Here is an 18,920-nt window from a genome sequence, read left to right on the forward strand (position 1 = left end):
CCCCCGGGAGATCTCATGGCAGCAGTGACCACCCCCACCAGACCACCCCGCCGCGCCTCGGAGACGCCGGACACGCCGGCGTGGGCCCGCTGGGCCAACGACCGTCGCAAGTGGCTGTTCGCGGCGCCGGCCATGGTCTTCGTCGCCGCGCTGATCGTCTTCCCGCTGGCCTGGACCGGCTATCTCAGCCTCACCGACGCCGAGGGCTCGGTCCGGGCGGAGTCCGAGTTCGTGGGCTTCCAGAACTACGTCGAGGTGCTCTCGGACACCGACCGGTTCTGGCCGGCCGTCGGCCGGACCGCCGCGTTCACCGTCGTCGCGCTGCTGTTCGAGGTCGTCCTCGGCATGGCGGTCGCGCTGCTGCTGTGGCGACCGTTCCGGGGGCAGAAGTGGGTCCGGGTCGCCATCCTGATGCCGCTGGTCGCCACCCCGGTCGCGGTCGGCATGATGTGGCGGCTCATCTTCGACCCGAACATCGGCCTGGCGAACCAGGCCCTCGGCTGGGTCGGCATCGGTCCCCAACCGTGGCTGGCCGGCCAGCACTCGGCGCTGCCCACGACGATCTTCATCGACGTCTGGCAGTGGACCCCGATGGTGGTGCTGATCCTGCTCGCCGGCCTGACCTCGCTCTCCGACGAGCCCCAGGAGGCGGCGCGCATCGACGGCGCCAGCGCCTGGCAGCGGTTCCGGCACGTCACCCTGCCGCTGGTGATGCCGACCGTGATCGTGGCGATCCTGCTGCGCGGCATCGACGCGCTGAAGACGTTCGACATCCTCTACGCCACGAAGGGCCGCGGCGGCGGCTCCTTCCACGAGGTCGAGACGCTCAACGTGTACGCCTACGGCCTGAGCTTCGACTACAACGAGTACGGCATCTCATCGACGGTCCTCATCATCTTCTTCCTGATCATCATCGGGTCGATGTGGGCCCTGACGTCCCGCAGGAAGGAGGCGCAGCGATGAAGTCCCGCCCCGCCTACCGGGTGTTCCGCGTGGTGGCGCTCACCGTCGTGGTGATCGCCCTGCTCGCACCGCTGCTGTGGATGGTCGCCGCGTCGTTCAAGACGAACGTCGACATCTACGACACGGGCAAGGCCCTCGTCTTCTCACCGACCATCGACAACTACGCCAACGTGCTGGAGCAGGCCAACTACGTCCAGTTCATCGGCAACAGCCTCTGGGTGGCCTTCGCGGCGACCGCGCTCTCCCTCGTCCTCGGCATACCCGCGGCCTACTCGATGAGCCGCTTCAACATGAAGAAGTCCGCGCTCGTGGTGCTGATGGCCCGGGTCATCCCCGGCGTCTCCCTGCTGGTGCCCTGGTACTACGTCTTCTCCAACCTGAAGATGGTCGGCGGGTTCACCGTGCTCGTCCTCAGCCACATGTTCGTGTCGCTGCCGCTGGTGGTCTACATCATGATGGGCTACTTCGACAGCCTTCCCCTCGAACTCGAGGAGGCGGCGCTCGTGGACGGGCTGACCCACATCGGCGCGTTCCGCCGGATCACGCTGCCGCTGTCGATACCGGGCGTGGCCACCGCCGGCATCCTGTCGTTCATCTTCTCCTGGAACAACTTCATGTTCGCCCTCGTGCTCTCCGGGGCCGACACCAAGACCCTGCCCGTCGCGATCTTCGACTTCGTCGGCTACGCCAGCATCGACTGGGGTGGCCTGATGGCGGCGGCCAGTGTCGTCACCCTGCCGATCATGGTGATCGCCCTGTTCGTGCAGAAGTACGTCGTCTCCGGCCTCACCGCCGGCGCGACGAAGGGCTGAGGACAGCATGACGACGATCGCACGGGTCGAGACCTTCCTGGTCGCCCCTCGCTGGCTCTTCGTCCGCGTCGAGACCGAGTCCGGGATCGTGGGCTGGGGCGAGGCGACCTGCGAGGGCCGCTCCGAGACCGTCCGGACCGCCGTCGAGCAGCTCGGTGAGCTGCTGATCGGCCGGGACGCGCTGCGGATCGAGGACCACTGGCAGGTCATGACGAAGGGATCCTTCTACCGGGGCGGCCCGATCCTGGCCAGCGCCGTGTCGGGCCTGGACCAGGCGCTGTGGGACATCGCCGGCAAGCGGTACGGGGCGCCGGTGCACCAGCTGCTCGGCGGCCCCGTCCGGGACCGCATCCGGGTGTACGGCTGGGTCGGCGGCGACGAGCCGAGCGAGGTCCGCGACCACATCGCCGAGCAGGTGGCGGCCGGGCTGACCGCGGTCAAGATGAACGCCTCGGGGCGGATGAGCCCGATCGCGTCGGTCGCCGAACTGGACGGGGTGGTCCAGCGGGTCGCCGCGGCCCGGGAGGTGCTGGGCGACGAGCGTGACGTCGCCGTCGACTTCCACGGCCGGTTCACCCTCGCCAACGCCCGCCGTGTCGCCCCGCTGCTGGAGCCGTACCGGCCGCTCTTCCTCGAGGAGCCGGTCGTGCCGGAGAACTCCCACCTCATCGGCGACTTCGTACGGTCCACGACCACACCTGTGTCGACCGGCGAGCGGCTCTACAGCCGGCAGGAGTTCCTGCCCGTCCTCCAGGCCGGCATCGCGGTCGCCCAGCCGGACCTCTCGCACGCCGGTGGGATCTCCGAGGTACGCCGGATCGCCGCGCTCGCCGAGGTGTACGACGTGCAGCTCGCCCCGCACTGCCCGCTCGGGCCGCTCGCCCTCGCGGCGTGCCTGCAGATCGGCTTCGCCACGCCGAACTACCTGATCCAGGAGCAGAGCATCGGCATCCACTACAACCTGGGCGTGGAGGTGCTCGACTACGTCCTCGACACCACGCCGCTGATCTTCGTCGACGGGCACATCGAGCGGCTCACCGCTCCGGGGCTCGGCATCGAGATCGACGAGCAGGCGGTACGGGCAGCCGACAAGCGCGGGCACGCCTGGCGCAGCCCCACCTTCCGGCACCCCGACGGCTCGTACGCGGAATGGTGAGCGACCCACCGGCCAACCGCGCGGTCGACCTGCTCACCGTCGGGGAGTCACTGGTGTCGCTGCGGGCGGCCGGGCCGCTGGCCGTCGGGGGCGCCTTGACGATGCACGTGGCCGGAGCGGAGTCCAACGTCGCGATCGGCCTCGCCCGGCTCGGCCACCGGACGGCCTGGGTCGGCCGGGTCAGCGACGACGAGCTGGGCGAGTACGTGCTGCGACAGCTGCGCGCCGAGGGCGTACGGGTCGACGGCGTGACCACCGACCCCGAACGGCCCGCCGGCCTGATGTTCCTGGAACGGCGTACCGCCGACCTGACCCGGGTGCGCTACCACCGGGCCGGATCGGCCGGGTCCGCCCTGGGCGTCGAGGACGTCCGCGCGCCGATCGCCGAGGGAGCCCGGGTGCTGCACCTGACCGGGATCACCCCGGCGCTGTCCGACAGCGCCCGCGAGGCCGTCACCTGGGCGGCCGAGACAGCGTCCCGGTCCGGCACGCTGGTCTGCCTCGACGTCAACTACCGCGCCCGGCTCTGGACGCGGGAGGAGGCCCGCGCGGCGCTCACCCCGCTGACGACGTACGCCTCGCTGGTCATCGCCTCCGCCGACGAGCTGGACCTCGTCGACGAGCCCGGAGCGGCCGAGTCCACCGTCGTCGCGCGGCTGGCGGCACGCGGCGTGGACACGGTCCTGGTCAAGCTCGGCGCCGACGGCGTGCGGGCCCACACCCGCGAGGGCGTCCGACACGTCGCGGCGGTGCCGGTGACCGCCGTGGACACGGTCGGCGCCGGTGACGCGTTCAGCGCCGGCTACCTCTCCGGGCTTCTCGACGGGCTCGACCTCGACGATCGCCTGCGCCGCGCGGTGACCGTGGGCGCCTTCGCCGTCTCCAGCCACGGCGACTGGGAGGGCCTGCCGCGCCGCGCCGACCTGTCCCTCCTCGACGAACACGAGACCGGAAGCACCATCCGCTAGAACCCGCCCAGGGCGGCACCCGAGAAAGGCACCCCGTGAAGATCGTCGCAGCGGACGTCATCGTCTCCAGCCCGGACCGCAACTTCCTCACCCTGAAGATCACCACTGACGACGGGGTCACCGGCCTGGGCGACGGCACCCTCAACGGGCGGGAACTGTCGGTCGCCTCGTACCTGCGCGACCATGTCGTCCCGCTGCTGATCGGGCGGGACCCGCACCGCATCGAGGACACCTGGCAGTTCCTGTACCGCTCGGCGTACTGGCGGCGCGGGCCGGTGACCATGGCGGCCATCGCGGCCGTGGACGTCGCGCTCTGGGACATCAAGGCCAAGGCCGCCAGGATGCCGCTCTACCAGCTGCTGGGCGGCGCGTCGCGGACCGGCGTCATGGCGTACGGCCACGCCTCGGGTCGCGACCTCCCCGAGCTGTTCGACTCGATCCGCCACCACCTCGAACTGGGCTTCCGGTCGATCCGGGTGCAGACGTCCGTCCCGGGCATCAACGCCGTCTACGGGGTGGCCGCGCAGCACAGCGCCGACGGCAAGCGGTACGACTACGAGCCGGCGCAGCGCACCCCCCTGCCGGCCGAGGAGGACTGGGACACCCGCTCCTACATGCGTCATCTGCCCGGCGTCTTCGAGGCGGTCCGCCACGAGTTCGGGCCCGAGCTTCCGCTGCTGCACGACGGTCACCACCGGATGACCCCGATCCAGGCCGCGAGGCTCGGCAAGGACCTCGAACCGTACGACCTGTTCTGGCTCGAGGACTGCACTCCCGCGGAGAACCAGGAGGCGCTGCGGCTGGTCCGCCAGCACACCACCACGCCGCTGGCGATCGGCGAGGTCTTCAACACCGTGTGGGACTACCAGACGCTCATCCGCGAACAGTTGATCGACTATGTCCGGTCGGCCGTCACCCACACCGGCGGCATCACCGCGATGCGGAAGCTGCTCGACTTCGCCGCGCAGTACCAGATCAAGTCCGGCATCCACGGCCCGACCGACATCTCACCGGTCGGCATGGCCGCCGCCCTGCACCTCGACCTGGCCATCCACAACTTCGGCATCCAGGAGTACATGCGACACGGCGCCCTGACCGACGAGGTGTTCCGGCAGTCCTTCACGTTCGCCGACGGCTACCTCCACCCGGGGGAGCAGCCGGGCCTCGGTGTCGAGCTCGACGAGGAGGCCGCGGCGAGGTTCCCGTACGTGCCGGCGTACCTGCCGTTCAACCGCCTCCAGGACGGAACCGTCCATGACTGGTGAGCACCCGGTCGCTCCCCCGCCCGGCGGGCGGCGGCCGCCCCGGCACGTCGTCGTGATGGGCGTGTCCGGGGCCGGTAAGACGACCGTGGCCCGGGGAATCAGCGCCCTCACCGGCCTGACCTTCGCCGAGGCCGACGAGTTCCACTCCGAGGCCAACGTCGCGAGGATGCGCTCGGGCGTACCCCTCGACGACGACGCCCGCTGGCCCTGGCTCCGCGCCCTCGCCGACTGGATGACCACCCGTGACGCCGAGGGCGTGTCAACGGTGCTGGCCTGTTCGGCGTTGAAGCGCTCCTACCGGGAGGTGCTCCGGCAGGGGCCACCGGGTGTGGACTTCGTCCACCTGGACGGGACGGCGGAGGTCATCCGGGAGCGGATGTCCCAGCGCGCCGGGCACTACATGCCGGCGAGCCTCCTCGACTCCCAGCTGGCGATCCTGGAGCGGTTCCAGCCGGACGAGCCGGGTCTGGTGCTCGACGTCTCGCTACCGCCGGACGAGCTCGTGTCGGCCGCGGTCGAGCGTCTCGGGCTGCGACTGGGAGCATCGACGGCAGGCAGTTAGCCGCCGCACGGACTCCACTCTGGTCACAGGACGCCTCCGTGGCCCGGTTTACTCCGTTTGCGGCGGGGTAGGTTGGACGTCGGGTCAAGACATGTGCCCTCCAGTGGTCGATCCTGCCGCGGCGCCAACCGCGACGGCGAGGCCACCCTCATCGAGGGCGGGGGCGTCATGTGACTGATCAGGGTTCTCTTCTCCGGCCGTTGCGCCGTGATTTCCAGGCCGCTCACCGCACCCGCGCGCCACAGCCCATCATGTCCCTGGCGTTGAGCCGCGACGGCTCCGCCAGTCTGGTCAGCGCCGTCGGCGAGATCGACATGAGCAACGCCCATCTGCTCACCGAGATGGTGGAGTTCCTCTGCCGCCCGCCCGTGCCGTTGATCGCGCTGGATCTGTCGGCGGTCCGCTTCTTCGGCGCGCACGGGATCAGCGCCCTGCTCCGGGCCAGCACGTTGGCCACCTCGGTGGGCGCCCGGCTGATCGTCCGCGATCCCTCGCCGTTCGTGCTCCGCGTCCTCGGCGTGACCGGGATGGCACGGCACCTGGACCTCGACGTCTCGTCCACGTCGGCCGTCGCCCCGGTCAGCGACGGCGTTCCGCGACCCGCCTCCCGCGACCCGCTGACGCGTCCGCCCGTGGGCGTTCCCGCCCGGCTCCCCGTCTGGGCGAAAAGCTCGGCGTCGACGTTTTCCGCATGAATGGCAGGGTACGGCCAAATCACCCCGAATGAAGGAGAGACATGTTCAATCCGCTGGATCACAAGGGGATCCCACTGGAGAGCCAGATCCGCAACTGGCGCGAGCTGAACGTCGAGCCGATCGACCCGGAGGCGGTCGACCCGTACACCCGGTGCCGGATCATCACGATGAACGGCATCGAGGTCGAGGCGATCAACTTCCAGCACCAGTTCGCCCGCAACTGCTCCGACCAGGAGGTCCGCCGGCAGCTCGCCTACGTCCGCTATGTGGAGAGTCAGCAGCAGCGCGTGGTGAACTGGCTGCTGCCCGGTGTGGCGAGCGTGTTGGAGACGACCCTCGGCTACGAGCAGGTCGCCGTCGACCTCACCGCCTGGGTGGCCCGGCACGAGCCCGACCCCTACCTGAAGCAGGCGTACGAGTTCGGCGTGCTGGAGGACTTCGACCACCTGTACCGCTACGCCAACCTCTACGAGATGGTCGAGCGGCGCAAGGCGGAGAAGATCGTCGACGGCCTGACCGAGGTCATGCCGGGCCGGCCCACCGTCGTCGAGCACCGGCACCCGTTCGACGAGGTGCGCACCCCGTACGACCGCAACTCGGTGGACCCGCGCTCGAAGCTGAACGCTCTGACGATCCTCTCCGCCGAGCAGCAGGTGATGTTCTACTACATGAACGTCGGCCCGCAGTACATGGAGCCGATCGCGCGCCAGCTCTACCAGGAGATCAGCCTGATCGAGCAGCAGCACGTGACCCACTACGAGTCACTGCTGGACGCGGGCGAGAACTGGTGGGAGCGGCTGCTGACCCACGAGTACAACGAGTGCTGGCTCTACTACTCGTTCCTCCAGCAGGAGAGTGACCCCCGGATCAAGGCGGTCTGGGAGCTGCACCTGCAGATGGAGCTGGCCCACCTCCAGCAGGCCGCCGACCTGCTGCGTCGGCACGACGGCCGGGAGCCCGAGGAGATCGTGGGCAGCGCCGGGCTGCCGGAGCCGCTGACCTTCGAGCCCAACAAGGACTACCTGCGCCACCTGCTGGCCACCACCGTCGACGCGACGAAGCTCGGCGAGGGCTACGTCCGCGAGGCCCACGAGCGCTTCGAGTGGATGCAGCAGCAGGTGCACGACGGCCAGAAGCCGCCGAGCGAGCAGGTCATCGACATGCACCGGGAGCGCTTCGGCGACGAGTACCGCATCGAGACCGAGGGGCCGCACCCGGTCGAGGCGCTGCGTTCCAAGGGGGGCAGCCATGCCTGACACCGGCACGCCGGCCACCGCCGGCCCCGAGGAGGACGTGGTCGACCTGCTGCTCGCCCAGCACGCCCAGATCGAGCAGCTCTTCCTGCTGGTCATCGGCAGCACCGGCGATACCCGGCGCGAGGCCTTCGACGACCTGGTCAAGCTGCTCGCCGCGCACGAGACCGCCGAGGAGGAGGTCATCCACCCGCTCTCCCGCACCCTGCCGGGCGGTGGGGGCGACGCGATGGTCGACGACCGGCTCGAGGAGGAGCGGCAGGCGAAGGAGACGCTGCAGACGTTGATCGCGGGCGGTGTGGACGCCGACGGGTTCGACACCGGGATCATCCTGCTGCGCGACGCCGTACTCACCCACGCCCGCTACGAGGAGCGCTACGAGTTCCCCCGGCTGCGCCAGCACGTCCCGGCCGACCGGCTGCGCAGCCTCGCCACGGCCGTCGGGGCCGCGGAGGTGACCGCGCCGACCCGGCCACACCCCAGCGCGCAGTCGGCGAAGGGCAACCTGGCGGTCGGTCCGGCGCTGGCGGTCATCGACCGGGTCCGCGACGCGGTGCGGAAGCCCTCGGCCAGCTGACCCGAGGCGGCCCGCGCGGAAGAACATGAGAGAGGTCAGAAGAAGTGAGCGGCAACCAATATCAGGAGCAGGACCCCACGAAGCAGCACCGCGGGCCGGACGAGCAGACCGGTGGTCAGCAGTCGGAGCCCGGCATCACCCGGGAGATGCCGGACGAGCCGGACCACGGTGAGGAGAGCTACCAGGGCACCGGCAGGTTGACCGGCAAGCGGGCGGTCATCACCGGCGGCGACTCCGGCATCGGCCGTGCGGTGGCCATCGCCTTCGCCCGTGAGGGCGCGGACGTGCTCATCGCGTACCTGCCCGAGGAGGAGGACGACGCCCGGCAGACCGCGCAGCTGATCGAGAAGGCCGGACGCAAGGCGGTGACCGTGGCCGGCGACATCCGCGACGAGGCGCACTGCGAAGAGATCATTTCCCGGGCGGTCCGTGACCTCGGCGGGCTGGACATCCTGGTCAACAACGCGGCCTACCAGATGTCCCAGTCGGGCGGCATCACGGACATCACCACCGAGCAGTTCGACCGGGTGCTCAAGACCAACCTGTACGCCATGTTCTGGCTCTCCAAGGCCGCTGTCCCGCACATGGAGCCCGGCTCGACGATCATCAACACCGCGTCGATCCAGGGCTACCAGCCCTCCCCCGACCTGCTCGACTACGCCACCACGAAGGCCGGCATCATCGCCTTCACCAAGGGCCTCGGCGAGAATCTCGCGGAGAAGGGCATCCGGGTCAACGCGGTCGCGCCCGGTCCGATCTGGACGCCGCTGATCCCCGCCACGATGCCGGAGGAGAAGGTCGAGTCGTTCGGCGGGGACGTTCCCCTCGGTCGCGCTGGGCAGCCGGCCGAGGTGGCCCCGGCGTACGTCTTCTTCGCCTCGCAGGAATCCAGCTACATCACCGGCGAGGTCCTGGGCGTCACCGGCGGCAAGCCGCTGGCCTGAGCGTCCGCCCACCTCGTCGACGGGCCGTCCGCGCTTCGGCGCCGGGCGGCCCGTCGGCACGCTGCCCCCTCGACGTCGAGAACCTGGCGCTGTCCTCGATTGCCTGACTAAAGTCAGCGATATGCGATCTGACTTCGTTGCCGCCGTGCGGCGCTTCAACCGGACGGTCACCCAGCGGGTGGGAGCGCTCGATGACGAGTACATGGCCTGCGGGCGTCCCCTCGCGCAGGCACGACTGCTGTGGGAGGTCGGCCCCGACGGCGCCGAGGTCGCGGCACTTCGGGCCCGCCTCGGCCTGGACTCGGGTTACCTCAGCCGGTTGCTGCGCGCGCTCGAAGGCGACGGGCTCGTCAGCGTCGGGCCGGCCGAGCAGGCCGGCGGCGACGCACGGGTCCGGGTCGCGGCGCTCACCCCGGCCGGACGGGCGGCGTGGGCCGAGCTCGACGAGCGCTCCGACGGGTTCGCCTCGTCGATCCTCGCACCGTTGACCGAGCACCGCCGCGAACAGCTCGTCGCGGCGATGGCCCAGGTGGAGCGGCTGCTCATCGCATCGATGGTGGTCGTCGAGCCCTGCCCGCCGGGCGACCCGCGCGCTCGGGCGTGCCTGCGCGCCTACGCCCGCGAGATGGCCCGGCGCTTCGACGACGGGTTCGACCCGGCACTGAGCAACCCCGTGCACGACGAGGAACTCGTCCCACCCGCTGGCGTCTTCCTGCTCGCCACCCTCAACTCCGAGCCGGTCGGCTGCGGCGCGGTCAAACTGCACCGCGACGCGCCCGCCGAGGTCAAGCGCGTCTGGGTGGCGGACACCGTGCGCGGGCTCGGCGTCGGCCGGCGGATACTCGGCGACCTGGAGCGGTACGCGGCCGCGCGAGGGTGGACGACGCTCCGGCTGGACACGAACCGGAACCTCACCGAGGCGATCGCGATGTACCACTCAGCCGGGTACCGGGAGATCGAGCCGTACAACAGCGAGCGCTTCGCCCACCACTGGTTCGAGAAGCAGCTCGACCCGCCCCAGGGCTGAGACCGCCGCTCAGGACGGCCGCCCGCCGAACGCCCAGTTGTGCACCTCGATGTCCGCGTACCTCTCCGGGGTCAGGACGGCGCGCGCCTCGTCGGCGTCCGTCGCCCGGAGCAGCACCGCCGTCCCCACCCAGGTGGCGCCGTCATCCGACAGCAGCGGCCCGTACGCGATCAGCCCGTCGCGGTCGGGCGGCCCGGCGAGGTCGGCGGCCCGCCGCGCGCCCAGACCGAGCACCAGGTACCGGTTGCCCCCGGTCCGGCCCCCGGCGAAATCCCACATGCTGCGGCCCAGCGTGTTGCGCCACCGGCGCAGCAGCACATCCCGGTACACGCCGGCCTGGTAGTTGGGCTCGTCGAAGGCGAACGCCCGGGCGGCGGCGGGATCGGGCAGGTCGACGACGTGCACGCTGCCGGTCGGCGTGTCGCCGTCGTCGGCGAAGGTCGGACCACGGGCGATCATCTGCACCGCGTACCGGTCCATGTATGACCAGTGCTCGGCCAGCAGCTCGTCGCGCAACGCGAGGGAGCCGGGCCGGTCGCGGTGGTAGCAGAAGAACTCCATGCCGCAAGTCTCGACCTCCGTGCCGTACGCCGGCCTGGCGGGTACTGGCCAGGCCGGCGTACGGCACGGAGCAGGCTGGTCACCAGCGCGGCCGGGTCAGCCGGTCTCGCTGGTCGTGTCCCGGCCGCGTTGGATGGTCTCGGCGATGCGCTTGATGCGCCGCAGACGGGCGTCCCAGGCAGCGCCGACGTCGGCGAGCTGGGCCACCGCGCGGGCGAGTTGGGCCTCGTCGACGCGGAACTGCCTCTCGCGGCCCGTGCTGGTGCCGTGCACCAGGCCGACCCGGTCGAGGACGACGAGATGCTTCGCCACCGCCTGACGGGTCACCGGCAGATGCTCGCTCAGGCTGGTCGCCGTCCCCCCGCCGTAGCTCAGCAGCAGGTCGAGCATCCGTCGCCGGGTCGGATCGCCGACCGCCGACCAGAGGTCGTCGTCGACCGTCACGCCTGCGCGCCCGATCCGATCTTCGCCGCGTACGTGGGCAGCCGCGGCAGGAAGAAGTCCCAGCCGCTGACGTGCTCGGCGTACTCCGCGGCGACCTTCGCCTCGTCCCAGCCGCGCTCGCGGAAGCCGCTTTCGGTCATCCGCAGCAGGGTGCCGCTTCCGGCGGGCTCGATCGTGAAGACGACCAGGAACGAGTTGCCCGCAGCCGCGACCTGTCCCTCCTCGTGCGTCCACCGGAAGGAGAAGTGCCGCGGCGGCACGGCGTCGACGACCGTGAACTGCTCCCAGGTGCCGCCGCCCCGGGAGCAGTCCCCGAAGCCGATCCGCCCCGCTCCCCCGGGCACGGCCGGGTAGTCCGCCTCGTCCGGCCACCAGCCACGCAGGTGCTCGGGACTGCTCACCACGTCGAAGACGACCTCGGGTGCGGCGTCGACGTGAATTTCCCGTTCGATCGTTCCGAATTCCATGCTCTCCACCTTCGCAACGTTTGGTTGCACATCACGCTAGCCGACGCGCCGCACACGCGCAACCTTTAGTTGCACGAGCGCCGTGGCCGGTCCGCCCGCGCCGCCCAACCCGGCCGCCCGGGCCCGGATTGGCCGAAGGCCCCCCGCTCCGGGCGTCCCCGTGGTCATGATCGGGGTGTGTCCAGGATGCCGACCCTCGTACGCCCGATGCTCGCCACCAGCGGCGCCCTGCCGGGCGGGCCCGGCTGGGGATACGAGTTCAAGTGGGACGGGGTGCGCGCGATCGGCTACGTCGCCGGCGGGGTACGGCTGCTCAGCCGCAACGATCGCGACGTCACCCGCGCGTATCCCGAGCTGGACGAGCTCGCGCGGCTGCTGACCGGCCGGCAGGCGGTGCTGGACGGGGAGATCGTCGCACTCGACGGCAGGGGCCGGCCCGACTTCTCGGCACTCCAGCACCGGATGCACGTCCGCACACCGTCCGCCGGGTTGGTCGGCACGACTCCGGTCCGGCTCTACGTGTTCGACCTCCTGCACCTCGACGGGCGGGACCTGACGCCCCTGCCGTACACCGAGCGGCGCACCGCCCTGGAGCAGCTGGAGTTGAGCGGGGACAGCGTCGACACCCCGCCCTCCTGGACCGGCGACGCCGGGCGGGACCTGGCGACAGCGGCCGCCGACCTCGGCCTCGAAGGGGTCGTCGCCAAGCAGCTCGACTCGCCGTACGAGCCTGGCCGCCGCTCGCCGGCGTGGGTGAAGGTGCCCCTCAACGACACCGTCGAGGTCATCGTGGGCGGCTACAAGCCCGGCGCCGGCCGGCGAGCGGGCACGATCGGCTCCCTGCTGCTCGGCATGTACGACCCCGACGACAGGCTGACCTACATCGGCCACGTCGGCACCGGCTTCACCCAGACCGCTCTGCGCGACCTCCAGCAGCGCCTGGATCCCCTACGCCGGCCCGACACGCCGTTCCACTCCCCCGTGCCACGCGAACACACCCGCGACGCCGTCTGGGTCGACCCGGCCCTGGTCGGCGACGTCACCTTCCGGTCCTGGACACCCGACCACCGCCTGCGTCACCCCTCCTGGAAAGGGCTGCGCAGCGACCGCGAACCAGCCGAGATCCGGCTGCGACGCTGACCCGACGGCCGGGACCCGCGCCGGTCGCGTGCCGCCGGTTCGCCGCGGCGGGCTACCGGACCGACACTCTGCTCTCGATCGGCGGCGCCGTCTGGACGGGCAGAGCCCGACGAGCGGGGCCGCGGGTCACCCGGTCGACGGCGGCCAGCACGGCCGGCACGTCCAGCTCGGCGAGCGCCGGGTGCACGTCCGTGCCGTTGCCCGGCCGGCGCGGCCCGGCCCAGAGCGCCTCGTGGCACGGCCGACCCGGTGGTGGGCCCCACTGCGCCGGCGGCACCGGGCCGAACAGCAGCACCGACGGGGTGCCGTACGCGGTGGCCAGGTGACCGATGCCGGTGTCGCCACTGACCACCAGGCGGGCGTGGGCGACCAGAGCGGCCAGCTCGCCCAGACCGGTCTCCCCCGCCAGCACCGCGTCGTCGGCGAGCCCGGCCCGGCGCGCGACCTCCTCGGCGACGCGCCGCTCGCCCGGGTTGCCGGTGATCACCACCCGGTGCCCCCGCCCGGCCAGCGTCCGAGCGACCGCCGCGAAGCGCGCCGGCGGCCAGCGCCGCTGCGACGCCTTCGCGCCGGGGTGCACGACGCTCACCCCGGCCGGCAGTCCACCGGGCGCGGGACGGTCCAGCGCCAGGTCACCGCGGTCGGCGGGAATGCCGTACCAGGCGAGCATTCGGCACCACCGGTCCACCTCGTGCTCGTCGGCCCGCCACGGTGGACCGTCCGCGTGGCCGGCCTCGTCGTTGGCGAAGGCCAGGAGCCTGCGGGCGCCGACCCCGGCCAGCATCCGGTGTGACTGCGGCCCCCGGCCGTGCAGGTTGACCGCCAGCTCCGGCGGTGGGCCGGGCCACCTCAGGTGGCCCAGCCCCTCCGCCTCGACCAGCCGGTCCACCCCGCCGATCAGCTCGACCAGCGGGCTCAGCCACCGTGGCGCGACCAGCGCCAGCTCCTCGTCGGGGTACGCGGCGCGTACCGCCCGCAGGGCCGGCACGCCGGTGGCGAGGTCGCCGACGCCCAGCGCCCGAAGCACCAGGATCACGGGTACGACGACTCCTGCTCGGCGCAGACCACCAGCTCGCGGACCGCGCAGCCGGGCGGTTGCCCGAGCGCGAACAGGACGGCCTCGGCGGTGTCCGCCGGATCGTTGAGAACGGCGTCCGGTCCGGGCTTGTACTTCTCGTCCCGATCGTCGAAGAAGGCCGTCCGCATGCCTCCGGGGATGAGCAGCGTCACGCCCACCGTGCCGGCCAGCTCGGCCGCGAGAGCCCGGGTGAAGCCGACCACGCCGAACTTCGCGGCGCAGTACGCGGTCGCGTCGCTGACCGCCTTGACGCCGAGCGTGGACGCCACGGTGACCACCGTTCCGTGCGAGCGTTCCAGGTGCGGCACCGCTGCGCGGATCACCGCGGCGGTGCCGAGCAGGTTGATCGCCACGATCCGGTCCCACGTCTCGCCGGGCACGTCGGTCAGCCGGCCCGGCACGTCCATGCCGGCGGCGGTCACCACGCCGTCCAGACCACCGGCCTGCTCGGCGAGCCGCCGGGTGGCGGCCTCGGCGGCCCGGGTGTCCGACAGGTCGCACTCGACCCAGGGCACCTCGACGGCCGGCGGCTGCCGGTCCAGCACGTACGGTCGCCCACCGGCCTTCGCCACCGCGGCCACGACGGCGGCGCCGAGGCCGCTCGAGCCGCCGGTGACCAGGATGGTCCTGCCGTTCATGTCCCTGCTCATACCGCTCCCCTCACGAGGTGGAGGCCGCGCTGGCGCGCGGCCGAGATGGTGCCGGTGGTCGATCGACCAGCCAGGTACGGGACGGTGACGACCTGCCCGCCCCAGCGGCGCACCAGGTCCGCCTCGGGCAGTTCGGGGCCGCCGTCCCCGGCGTAGTCGCCGCCCTTGACCCAGACCTGTGGCCGCAGCCGGGTCAACACCTGGTGCGGAGTCGACTCGTCGAAGACCACCACCGCGTCGACGCAGTCCAGTGCGGCCAGGAGACGGGCCCGGTCCTGCTCGGAGTTGACCGGACGATCCGGCCCCTTCAGCTCGCGCACGCTGCGGTCGGAGTTGAGGCACACCACCAGGCAGTCACCGAGGCGGCGGGCCGCCTGGAGGGTGGCGACGTGCCCGGCGTGCAGGACGTCGAAGCAGCCGCCGGTGGCGACCACGGTGCCGCCGTCGGCGCGTACCCTCGCGACCAGTTGCTCGGCGGTACGCGGCGCTGCCGGATCGCCGGTCGGCGCGCGGTGCAGCCCGGTCGCCCCGCCCACCGCCACGTACGCCGACGCGGCGGCGACCGCCGTGCCGACCGCCTCGGAGACCGTCGCGCCGTCGGCGAGCGCCAGCGCGGCGGCGGCGGCGAACCGGTCGCCGGCGCCACAGACGTCCTCGACGCGATCCAGAGTCGACGGAGGCGCGACGATCAGCGGGGTGCTACCGGAGTGACAGAGCAACGCGCCGTCCGCGCCCAGCGTCACCGCGACCGCGCCCACCCGCCAGCGGCGGCGCAGCTCGTGCCCGGCCCGGGTGGCGGTGGAGACCGCGGAACCGGCCCCCGCGTCGCCGGTGAGATGCCGCAGCTCCGCCAGGTTGGGCGTGATCAGCCGGGCTCCCGGCACCGCGGCCGGGCCGCGTGGATGCGGGTCCCACACGATCGGCGCGGACGCCTGGGCGAGCGCCGAGCGCAGCGTGGACTGCCGTACGAGCCCGCGCCCGTAGTCACTGACCAGGATGGCTCGGGCGCCGGCCAGCACCTCCAGCACCGCCTCCGGCGGGTCGCCCGGCGCCTGCGGTTCGCCGCCCCGGTCCAGGCGCAGCAGGGTCTGCCCGTCCGCCCGCAACCGGATCTTCTCGCAGGTCGCGCCGGGCAGGTGCAGCGGATAGACGTCGACCCCGGCACCGGCCAGCAGGTCGGCCAGGCGGACCCCGCCCTCGTCCCCCGCGAGCCCGGTGACCAGGGCGACGTCGGCGCCGTGCGCCGCGGCGAGCAGCGCGGCCAAGCCGGCGCCACCGGGACGGTCCACAGCCGAGCGTTCCTCGAGTACCGGCGCGGGGGCGTCCGGGCAGATGCGGCTGACCGTCCCGGAGACATCCCGGTCCAGCAGGGCGTCGCCGACCACGACGAGCTGCCCGCTCACGACGCCACCCAACCGGTGCCGGTGAATCCGTGCCCGTTGTGGTTCCCGTTGGGGAGGTGCCCGTTCGTCCGGTGGCCCGCCGTGGCCGGGGTCGGCGTGGTCCACGGCGCGGTCGGGTCGGGCCTGGGCGACGGCACGGCGACCGTGAGAACCTGTCGTGCCAGCGGCAGTGCCTGGTCGACGAACTCGCAGAGCAGATGCGTCGACACCAGGTGCAGCTCCTGCACCACCTGCCCGTCCGGCGACGGCACGGCGAGCACCTCGTGGCACAGGTCGGCGAGGGGGTTCGGGGCCGGGCCGGTGAAGGCCCAGCAGCGCAGACCGGACTGGCGGCCGGCGCGGGCGGCGGCGAGCAGGTTGGTGCTCCTGCCGCTGCTGGACATCAGCAGGAGGATGTCGCCGTGGCGGCCGTGGGCGCGGACCTGACGGGCGAAGATCTCGTCGTAGCCGTAGTCGTTGCCGATCGCGGTCAACGCGGAGGTCTCCGCGTGCAGGGCGATCGCCGACAGAGGCTCCCGGTCGTCGCGCAGCTTCCCGACCAGCTCGGCGGTGAGATGCTGGGCCTCGGCCGCGCTGCCGCCGTTGCCGGCCACCAGGATCCGCCCGCCCCGGGTCAGGGTGCGGGCCAGCTCGTTGCCCCAGCGGGCGAGCCGCTCGGCCTCCCGGCGATAGGGCGGCAGCGCGGCGGCCAGCCCGGCGAGGTGCGCGTCGACGATGTCGTGTCGGGTCATCACGCCACCACCCCGACGGGACGGCCGATGGCGGTCACCGCCGCGTAGACGCTGCCGAGTTGTTCGGCGCAGCGCTTCCACGAGTACTGGCAGCGGATCCGGTCGAGCGCGGCCGTGGCGTACGCGAAGCGGCGGACCTTGTCGGCGAGGAGCCGGCGGATCGCGGTGCTCAGCGCGCGGGGATCGCGCGGCGGCACGAGGTCGCCGGTGAGCCCGTCCACGACGGTGTCGGCGATTCCACCGACGTCGGTGCCGATCACGGGCACCCCGCAGGCCATCCCCTCCAGCGGCGTGAGCCCGAAGGGCTCGTACCAGGGAGCGGCAACCAGCACGTCCGCCGAGCGGTACCAGGCGGCCATCTCCTCCCGGGGCACACCGCCGACCAGCCTGACCCGGTCGGCGACCCCGCACGACTCGGCCAGCGCGGACAGCCGACGGGCGAAGGTGTCCGCCGCGAGCAGGTCGGCCGGTGGGCCGCCGACCACCACGCACTCGGCGTCCGGCACCGCCGGCAACGCCCGGACCACCTCCAGGAAACCCTTGCGCTCCACCATGCGGCCGACGGTGAGGATGCGCGGCCGGGCCGGGTCACGTGGCGCGGCCGGGCCGTCCGGGTGGAACACCTCCTGGTTGACGCCGGAGGGGACCATCGCCATCCGGGACCGGGGGACGCCCATCCGCACCAGTTCCCGGACCTCGTCCTCGCACTGCACGACGACCCGGTCGACGGCCCGACCGAGCGCACGCTCGTACCCGATCCGCCCGGGTGGGCTGGTGTCCCGGCTGCCCTGGTGACGCTGCTTCACCGTGCCCAACGCGTGGTACGTGAGCACGGTCGGCACCCCGGTGCGGCGGCTGGCGTGCACGGTGGCCAGCCCGCTCATCCAGAAGTGCGCGTGCGCCACGTCCGGGGTCCAGCCGCCGCGCCGCCAGGTGTCCGCCAGCCAGGTGCCGAACTCCCCCAGGTACGGCAGCAGCGCGTCCTTCGGCACCCGCCGCGCGGGGCCGGCCGGCACGTGCCACACCTGGTAGCCGTCGGCGGTGGAGACCGACTCGGGTAGGGCCGCGGAGTCGCGGCGGGTGTAGACCCGCACCTCGTGCCCCTCGACGACCAGCGCGGCCGCGAGTTCCGCCACGTGGGTGTTCTGGCCGCCGGCGTCCTCCTCACCGAGGACGGCCAGCGGACTGGCATGCTCCGAAATCATCGCGACGCGCATGTCTCCTCCTCGATCAGCCGGTCCCAGTCAGCGAGAAACCGGTCGAGCCCGAACCGTTCCTTTGCCACCTCGCGCGCCCGCGCTCCCAGCCGGGCCGCCGCGTCGCGGTCCCCGGCGAGCCAGCGGGCCGCCTCGACCAGCGTGTCGACCCTGGTGGAGAGCACCCCCGCGTCCGGCGGCACCGCGTCCACCGCCTCGGTGGTCGCCAGGGCGATCACCGGCATGCCGATGGACATCGCCTCGATCAGGCTCAGCCCGAGCGACGTCCACCGGCACAGGTGCAGGTACGCCCGCCGCCGGGCCAGCTCCGCGTGCATGCGGTCCTGCGGCAGGTCCTCGTGGCTGGTGACCGGGCTGCCCGGGTGGCCGGCCGCGGCCAGCGCATCGGGCAGCCCCGTCACGCCCATGCCGTACACGTCCAGCGGGGCGACCGCCGCGAACCGGGGCATCAGGTCGGTGCCGGTGACCCGCCAACGGCGTACCGGTTCGTTGGTCACCACCGCGAGCCGGTCCAGCTCGCCGGTCCACTCCGCGTGCGGGGCCACGATGCCGTGCTCGACGACGGTGGTGCGGGTGCCGCCGCTGTCCCAGAACAGCTCGTTGAAGTGGGTGACGTGGGCCAGCAGGAGGTCGTCCCGGTCGGCCATCGGGTGCCGGGTGTTCGGCACGTCGCCCTTGGGGGTGTTGTGTTCGACGTAGATCGCCGGCAGGTCGCGGCCGGGGCGACGGCCCAGCCATCGCTCGGCCAGCTCCAGCTCCTCCGGTCGTTGCAGGATGACCAGGTCCACCTCGGTCCGCCCGAGCTCCTCGGGGGCCACCTCGACGGCGTTCGCGGGCCAGGCGTACGTCCGCGCCCGCCCCACCCCGTACGGGCCGCGGTCGGGGGTGACCGGCACGAGGTACCGGTGTCTGCCGTGCACGAACGACGTCGTCCAGGAGCCGTGCACGTGCCAGAGCAGTACGTTCATCTCTCTCCCTCGATGGCGGCTGTGGGGGCGGGGCGGGGC

General features: G+C 72.3%; 21 protein-coding genes. 12 read left to right on the plus strand and 9 right to left on the minus strand.

Annotated elements, in window-relative coordinates:
- The first annotated feature begins 15 nt into the window (after positions 1-15).
- The 11 genes from DKT68_RS22125 (at position 16) to DKT68_RS32570 (ending at position 10,222) form a co-directional block, all read left to right on the plus strand.
- Entirely contained in the window at positions 16-963 is a 948-nt protein-coding gene (locus tag DKT68_RS22125) for a carbohydrate ABC transporter permease (RefSeq protein WP_201749147.1), read from the plus strand.
- Entirely contained in the window at positions 960-1,775 is an 816-nt protein-coding gene (locus DKT68_RS22130) for a carbohydrate ABC transporter permease (protein ID WP_109819316.1), read from the plus strand. Before DKT68_RS22125 ends, DKT68_RS22130 begins: the two co-directional genes overlap by 4 nt.
- 7 nt (positions 1,776-1,782) lie before the next feature.
- Positions 1,783-2,931 (plus strand): galactonate dehydratase, encoded by a 1,149-nt coding sequence (gene dgoD / locus DKT68_RS22135; RefSeq protein ID WP_109819317.1) that lies wholly within the window; start codon positions 1,783-1,785, stop codon positions 2,929-2,931.
- A complete protein-coding gene (locus tag DKT68_RS22140; RefSeq protein WP_109819318.1) occupies positions 2,925-3,899 on the plus strand; it encodes a sugar kinase in 975 nt (324 codons plus the stop codon). The genes dgoD and DKT68_RS22140 overlap by 7 nt, the downstream gene beginning before the upstream one ends.
- Positions 3,900-3,934: 35 nt before the next feature.
- Positions 3,935-5,164: a D-mannonate dehydratase ManD gene (gene manD, locus DKT68_RS22145; protein ID WP_109819319.1), complete on the plus strand. Its 1,230-nt coding sequence runs from the start codon at positions 3,935-3,937 to the stop codon at positions 5,162-5,164.
- The gene (locus DKT68_RS22150; protein ID WP_109819320.1) at positions 5,154-5,726 is read left to right on the plus strand and encodes a gluconokinase; all 573 of its coding nucleotides are present in this window, start codon (positions 5,154-5,156) and stop codon (positions 5,724-5,726) included. The genes manD and DKT68_RS22150 overlap by 11 nt, the downstream gene beginning before the upstream one ends.
- Positions 5,727-5,926: 200 nt before the next feature.
- Positions 5,927-6,421, plus strand: a complete 495-nt coding sequence (locus DKT68_RS22155) for an STAS domain-containing protein (RefSeq protein ID WP_109819321.1) — start codon at positions 5,927-5,929, stop codon at positions 6,419-6,421.
- A gap of 41 nt (positions 6,422-6,462) precedes the next feature.
- Positions 6,463-7,677 (plus strand): hypothetical protein, encoded by a 1,215-nt coding sequence (locus DKT68_RS22160; RefSeq protein ID WP_109819322.1) that lies wholly within the window; start codon positions 6,463-6,465, stop codon positions 7,675-7,677.
- Positions 7,670-8,251 carry a hemerythrin domain-containing protein gene (locus DKT68_RS22165; protein ID WP_109819323.1) on the plus strand — a complete coding sequence of 194 codons (582 nt, stop codon included), beginning with the start codon at positions 7,670-7,672 and terminating at the stop codon, positions 8,249-8,251. Before DKT68_RS22160 ends, DKT68_RS22165 begins: the two co-directional genes overlap by 8 nt.
- A gap of 44 nt (positions 8,252-8,295) precedes the next feature.
- The gene (locus tag DKT68_RS22170) at positions 8,296-9,195 is read left to right on the plus strand and encodes an SDR family oxidoreductase (protein WP_109819324.1); all 900 of its coding nucleotides are present in this window, start codon (positions 8,296-8,298) and stop codon (positions 9,193-9,195) included.
- Positions 9,196-9,316: 121 nt separating this feature from the next.
- Positions 9,317-10,222 (plus strand): helix-turn-helix domain-containing GNAT family N-acetyltransferase, encoded by a 906-nt coding sequence (locus tag DKT68_RS32570; RefSeq protein ID WP_109819325.1) that lies wholly within the window; start codon positions 9,317-9,319, stop codon positions 10,220-10,222.
- A 9-nt stretch (positions 10,223-10,231) separates the two neighbouring features.
- Here the strand turns inward: DKT68_RS32570 and DKT68_RS22180 are convergent, their stop codons facing one another.
- The 3 genes from DKT68_RS22180 to DKT68_RS22190 all read right to left on the minus strand — a co-directional run bounded on the left by DKT68_RS22180 (position 10,232) and on the right by DKT68_RS22190 (position 11,694).
- A complete protein-coding gene (locus DKT68_RS22180; RefSeq protein ID WP_109819326.1) occupies positions 10,232-10,783 on the minus strand; it encodes a YciI family protein in 552 nt (183 codons plus the stop codon).
- A gap of 96 nt (positions 10,784-10,879) precedes the next feature.
- Positions 10,880-11,227, minus strand: coding sequence for an ArsR/SmtB family transcription factor (locus DKT68_RS22185; RefSeq protein WP_109819327.1), 348 nt, complete (start codon positions 11,225-11,227; stop codon positions 10,880-10,882).
- Complete coding sequence (locus DKT68_RS22190; RefSeq protein WP_109819336.1) at positions 11,224-11,694, minus strand: SRPBCC domain-containing protein; 471 nt, start codon at positions 11,692-11,694, stop codon at positions 11,224-11,226. The genes DKT68_RS22185 and DKT68_RS22190 overlap by 4 nt, the downstream gene beginning before the upstream one ends.
- A 186-nt stretch (positions 11,695-11,880) precedes the next feature.
- Here DKT68_RS22190 and ligD point away from each other — a divergent pair, with 186 nt between their 5' ends.
- Complete coding sequence (gene ligD / locus DKT68_RS22195) at positions 11,881-12,834, plus strand: non-homologous end-joining DNA ligase (RefSeq protein WP_236647030.1); 954 nt, start codon at positions 11,881-11,883, stop codon at positions 12,832-12,834.
- Positions 12,835-12,886: 52 nt separating this feature from the next.
- Here ligD and DKT68_RS22200 read toward each other — a convergent pair whose 3' ends face one another.
- The 6 genes from DKT68_RS22200 to DKT68_RS22225 are packed head-to-tail and all read right to left on the minus strand — an operon-like array spanning position 12,887 to position 18,881.
- Positions 12,887-13,870, minus strand: a complete 984-nt coding sequence (locus DKT68_RS22200) for a glycosyltransferase family 9 protein (RefSeq protein WP_109819329.1) — start codon at positions 13,868-13,870, stop codon at positions 12,887-12,889.
- Positions 13,867-14,562 carry an SDR family oxidoreductase gene (locus DKT68_RS22205; RefSeq protein ID WP_407940778.1) on the minus strand — a complete coding sequence of 232 codons (696 nt, stop codon included), beginning with the start codon at positions 14,560-14,562 and terminating at the stop codon, positions 13,867-13,869. Before DKT68_RS22205 ends, DKT68_RS22200 begins: the two co-directional genes overlap by 4 nt.
- The gene (rfaE2, locus tag DKT68_RS22210) at positions 14,559-15,965 is read right to left on the minus strand and encodes a D-glycero-beta-D-manno-heptose 1-phosphate adenylyltransferase (RefSeq protein ID WP_109819331.1); all 1,407 of its coding nucleotides are present in this window, start codon (positions 15,963-15,965) and stop codon (positions 14,559-14,561) included. The genes DKT68_RS22205 and rfaE2 overlap by 4 nt, the downstream gene beginning before the upstream one ends.
- Positions 15,962-16,696, minus strand: coding sequence for a D-sedoheptulose-7-phosphate isomerase (locus tag DKT68_RS22215; protein WP_109819332.1), 735 nt, complete (start codon positions 16,694-16,696; stop codon positions 15,962-15,964). The genes rfaE2 and DKT68_RS22215 overlap by 4 nt, the downstream gene beginning before the upstream one ends.
- The gene (locus DKT68_RS22220) at positions 16,696-17,913 is read right to left on the minus strand and encodes a glycosyltransferase (RefSeq protein WP_109819333.1); all 1,218 of its coding nucleotides are present in this window, start codon (positions 17,911-17,913) and stop codon (positions 16,696-16,698) included. The genes DKT68_RS22215 and DKT68_RS22220 overlap by 1 nt, the downstream gene beginning before the upstream one ends.
- Positions 17,898-18,881 (minus strand): glycosyltransferase, encoded by a 984-nt coding sequence (locus tag DKT68_RS22225; RefSeq protein ID WP_109819334.1) that lies wholly within the window; start codon positions 18,879-18,881, stop codon positions 17,898-17,900. Before DKT68_RS22225 ends, DKT68_RS22220 begins: the two co-directional genes overlap by 16 nt.
- Positions 18,882-18,920 lie beyond the last annotated feature (39 nt).

Origin of the sequence: Micromonospora acroterricola (assembly GCF_003172955.1) — a bacterium.
GTDB classification, from domain to species: domain Bacteria; phylum Actinomycetota; class Actinomycetes; order Mycobacteriales; family Micromonosporaceae; genus Micromonospora; species Micromonospora acroterricola.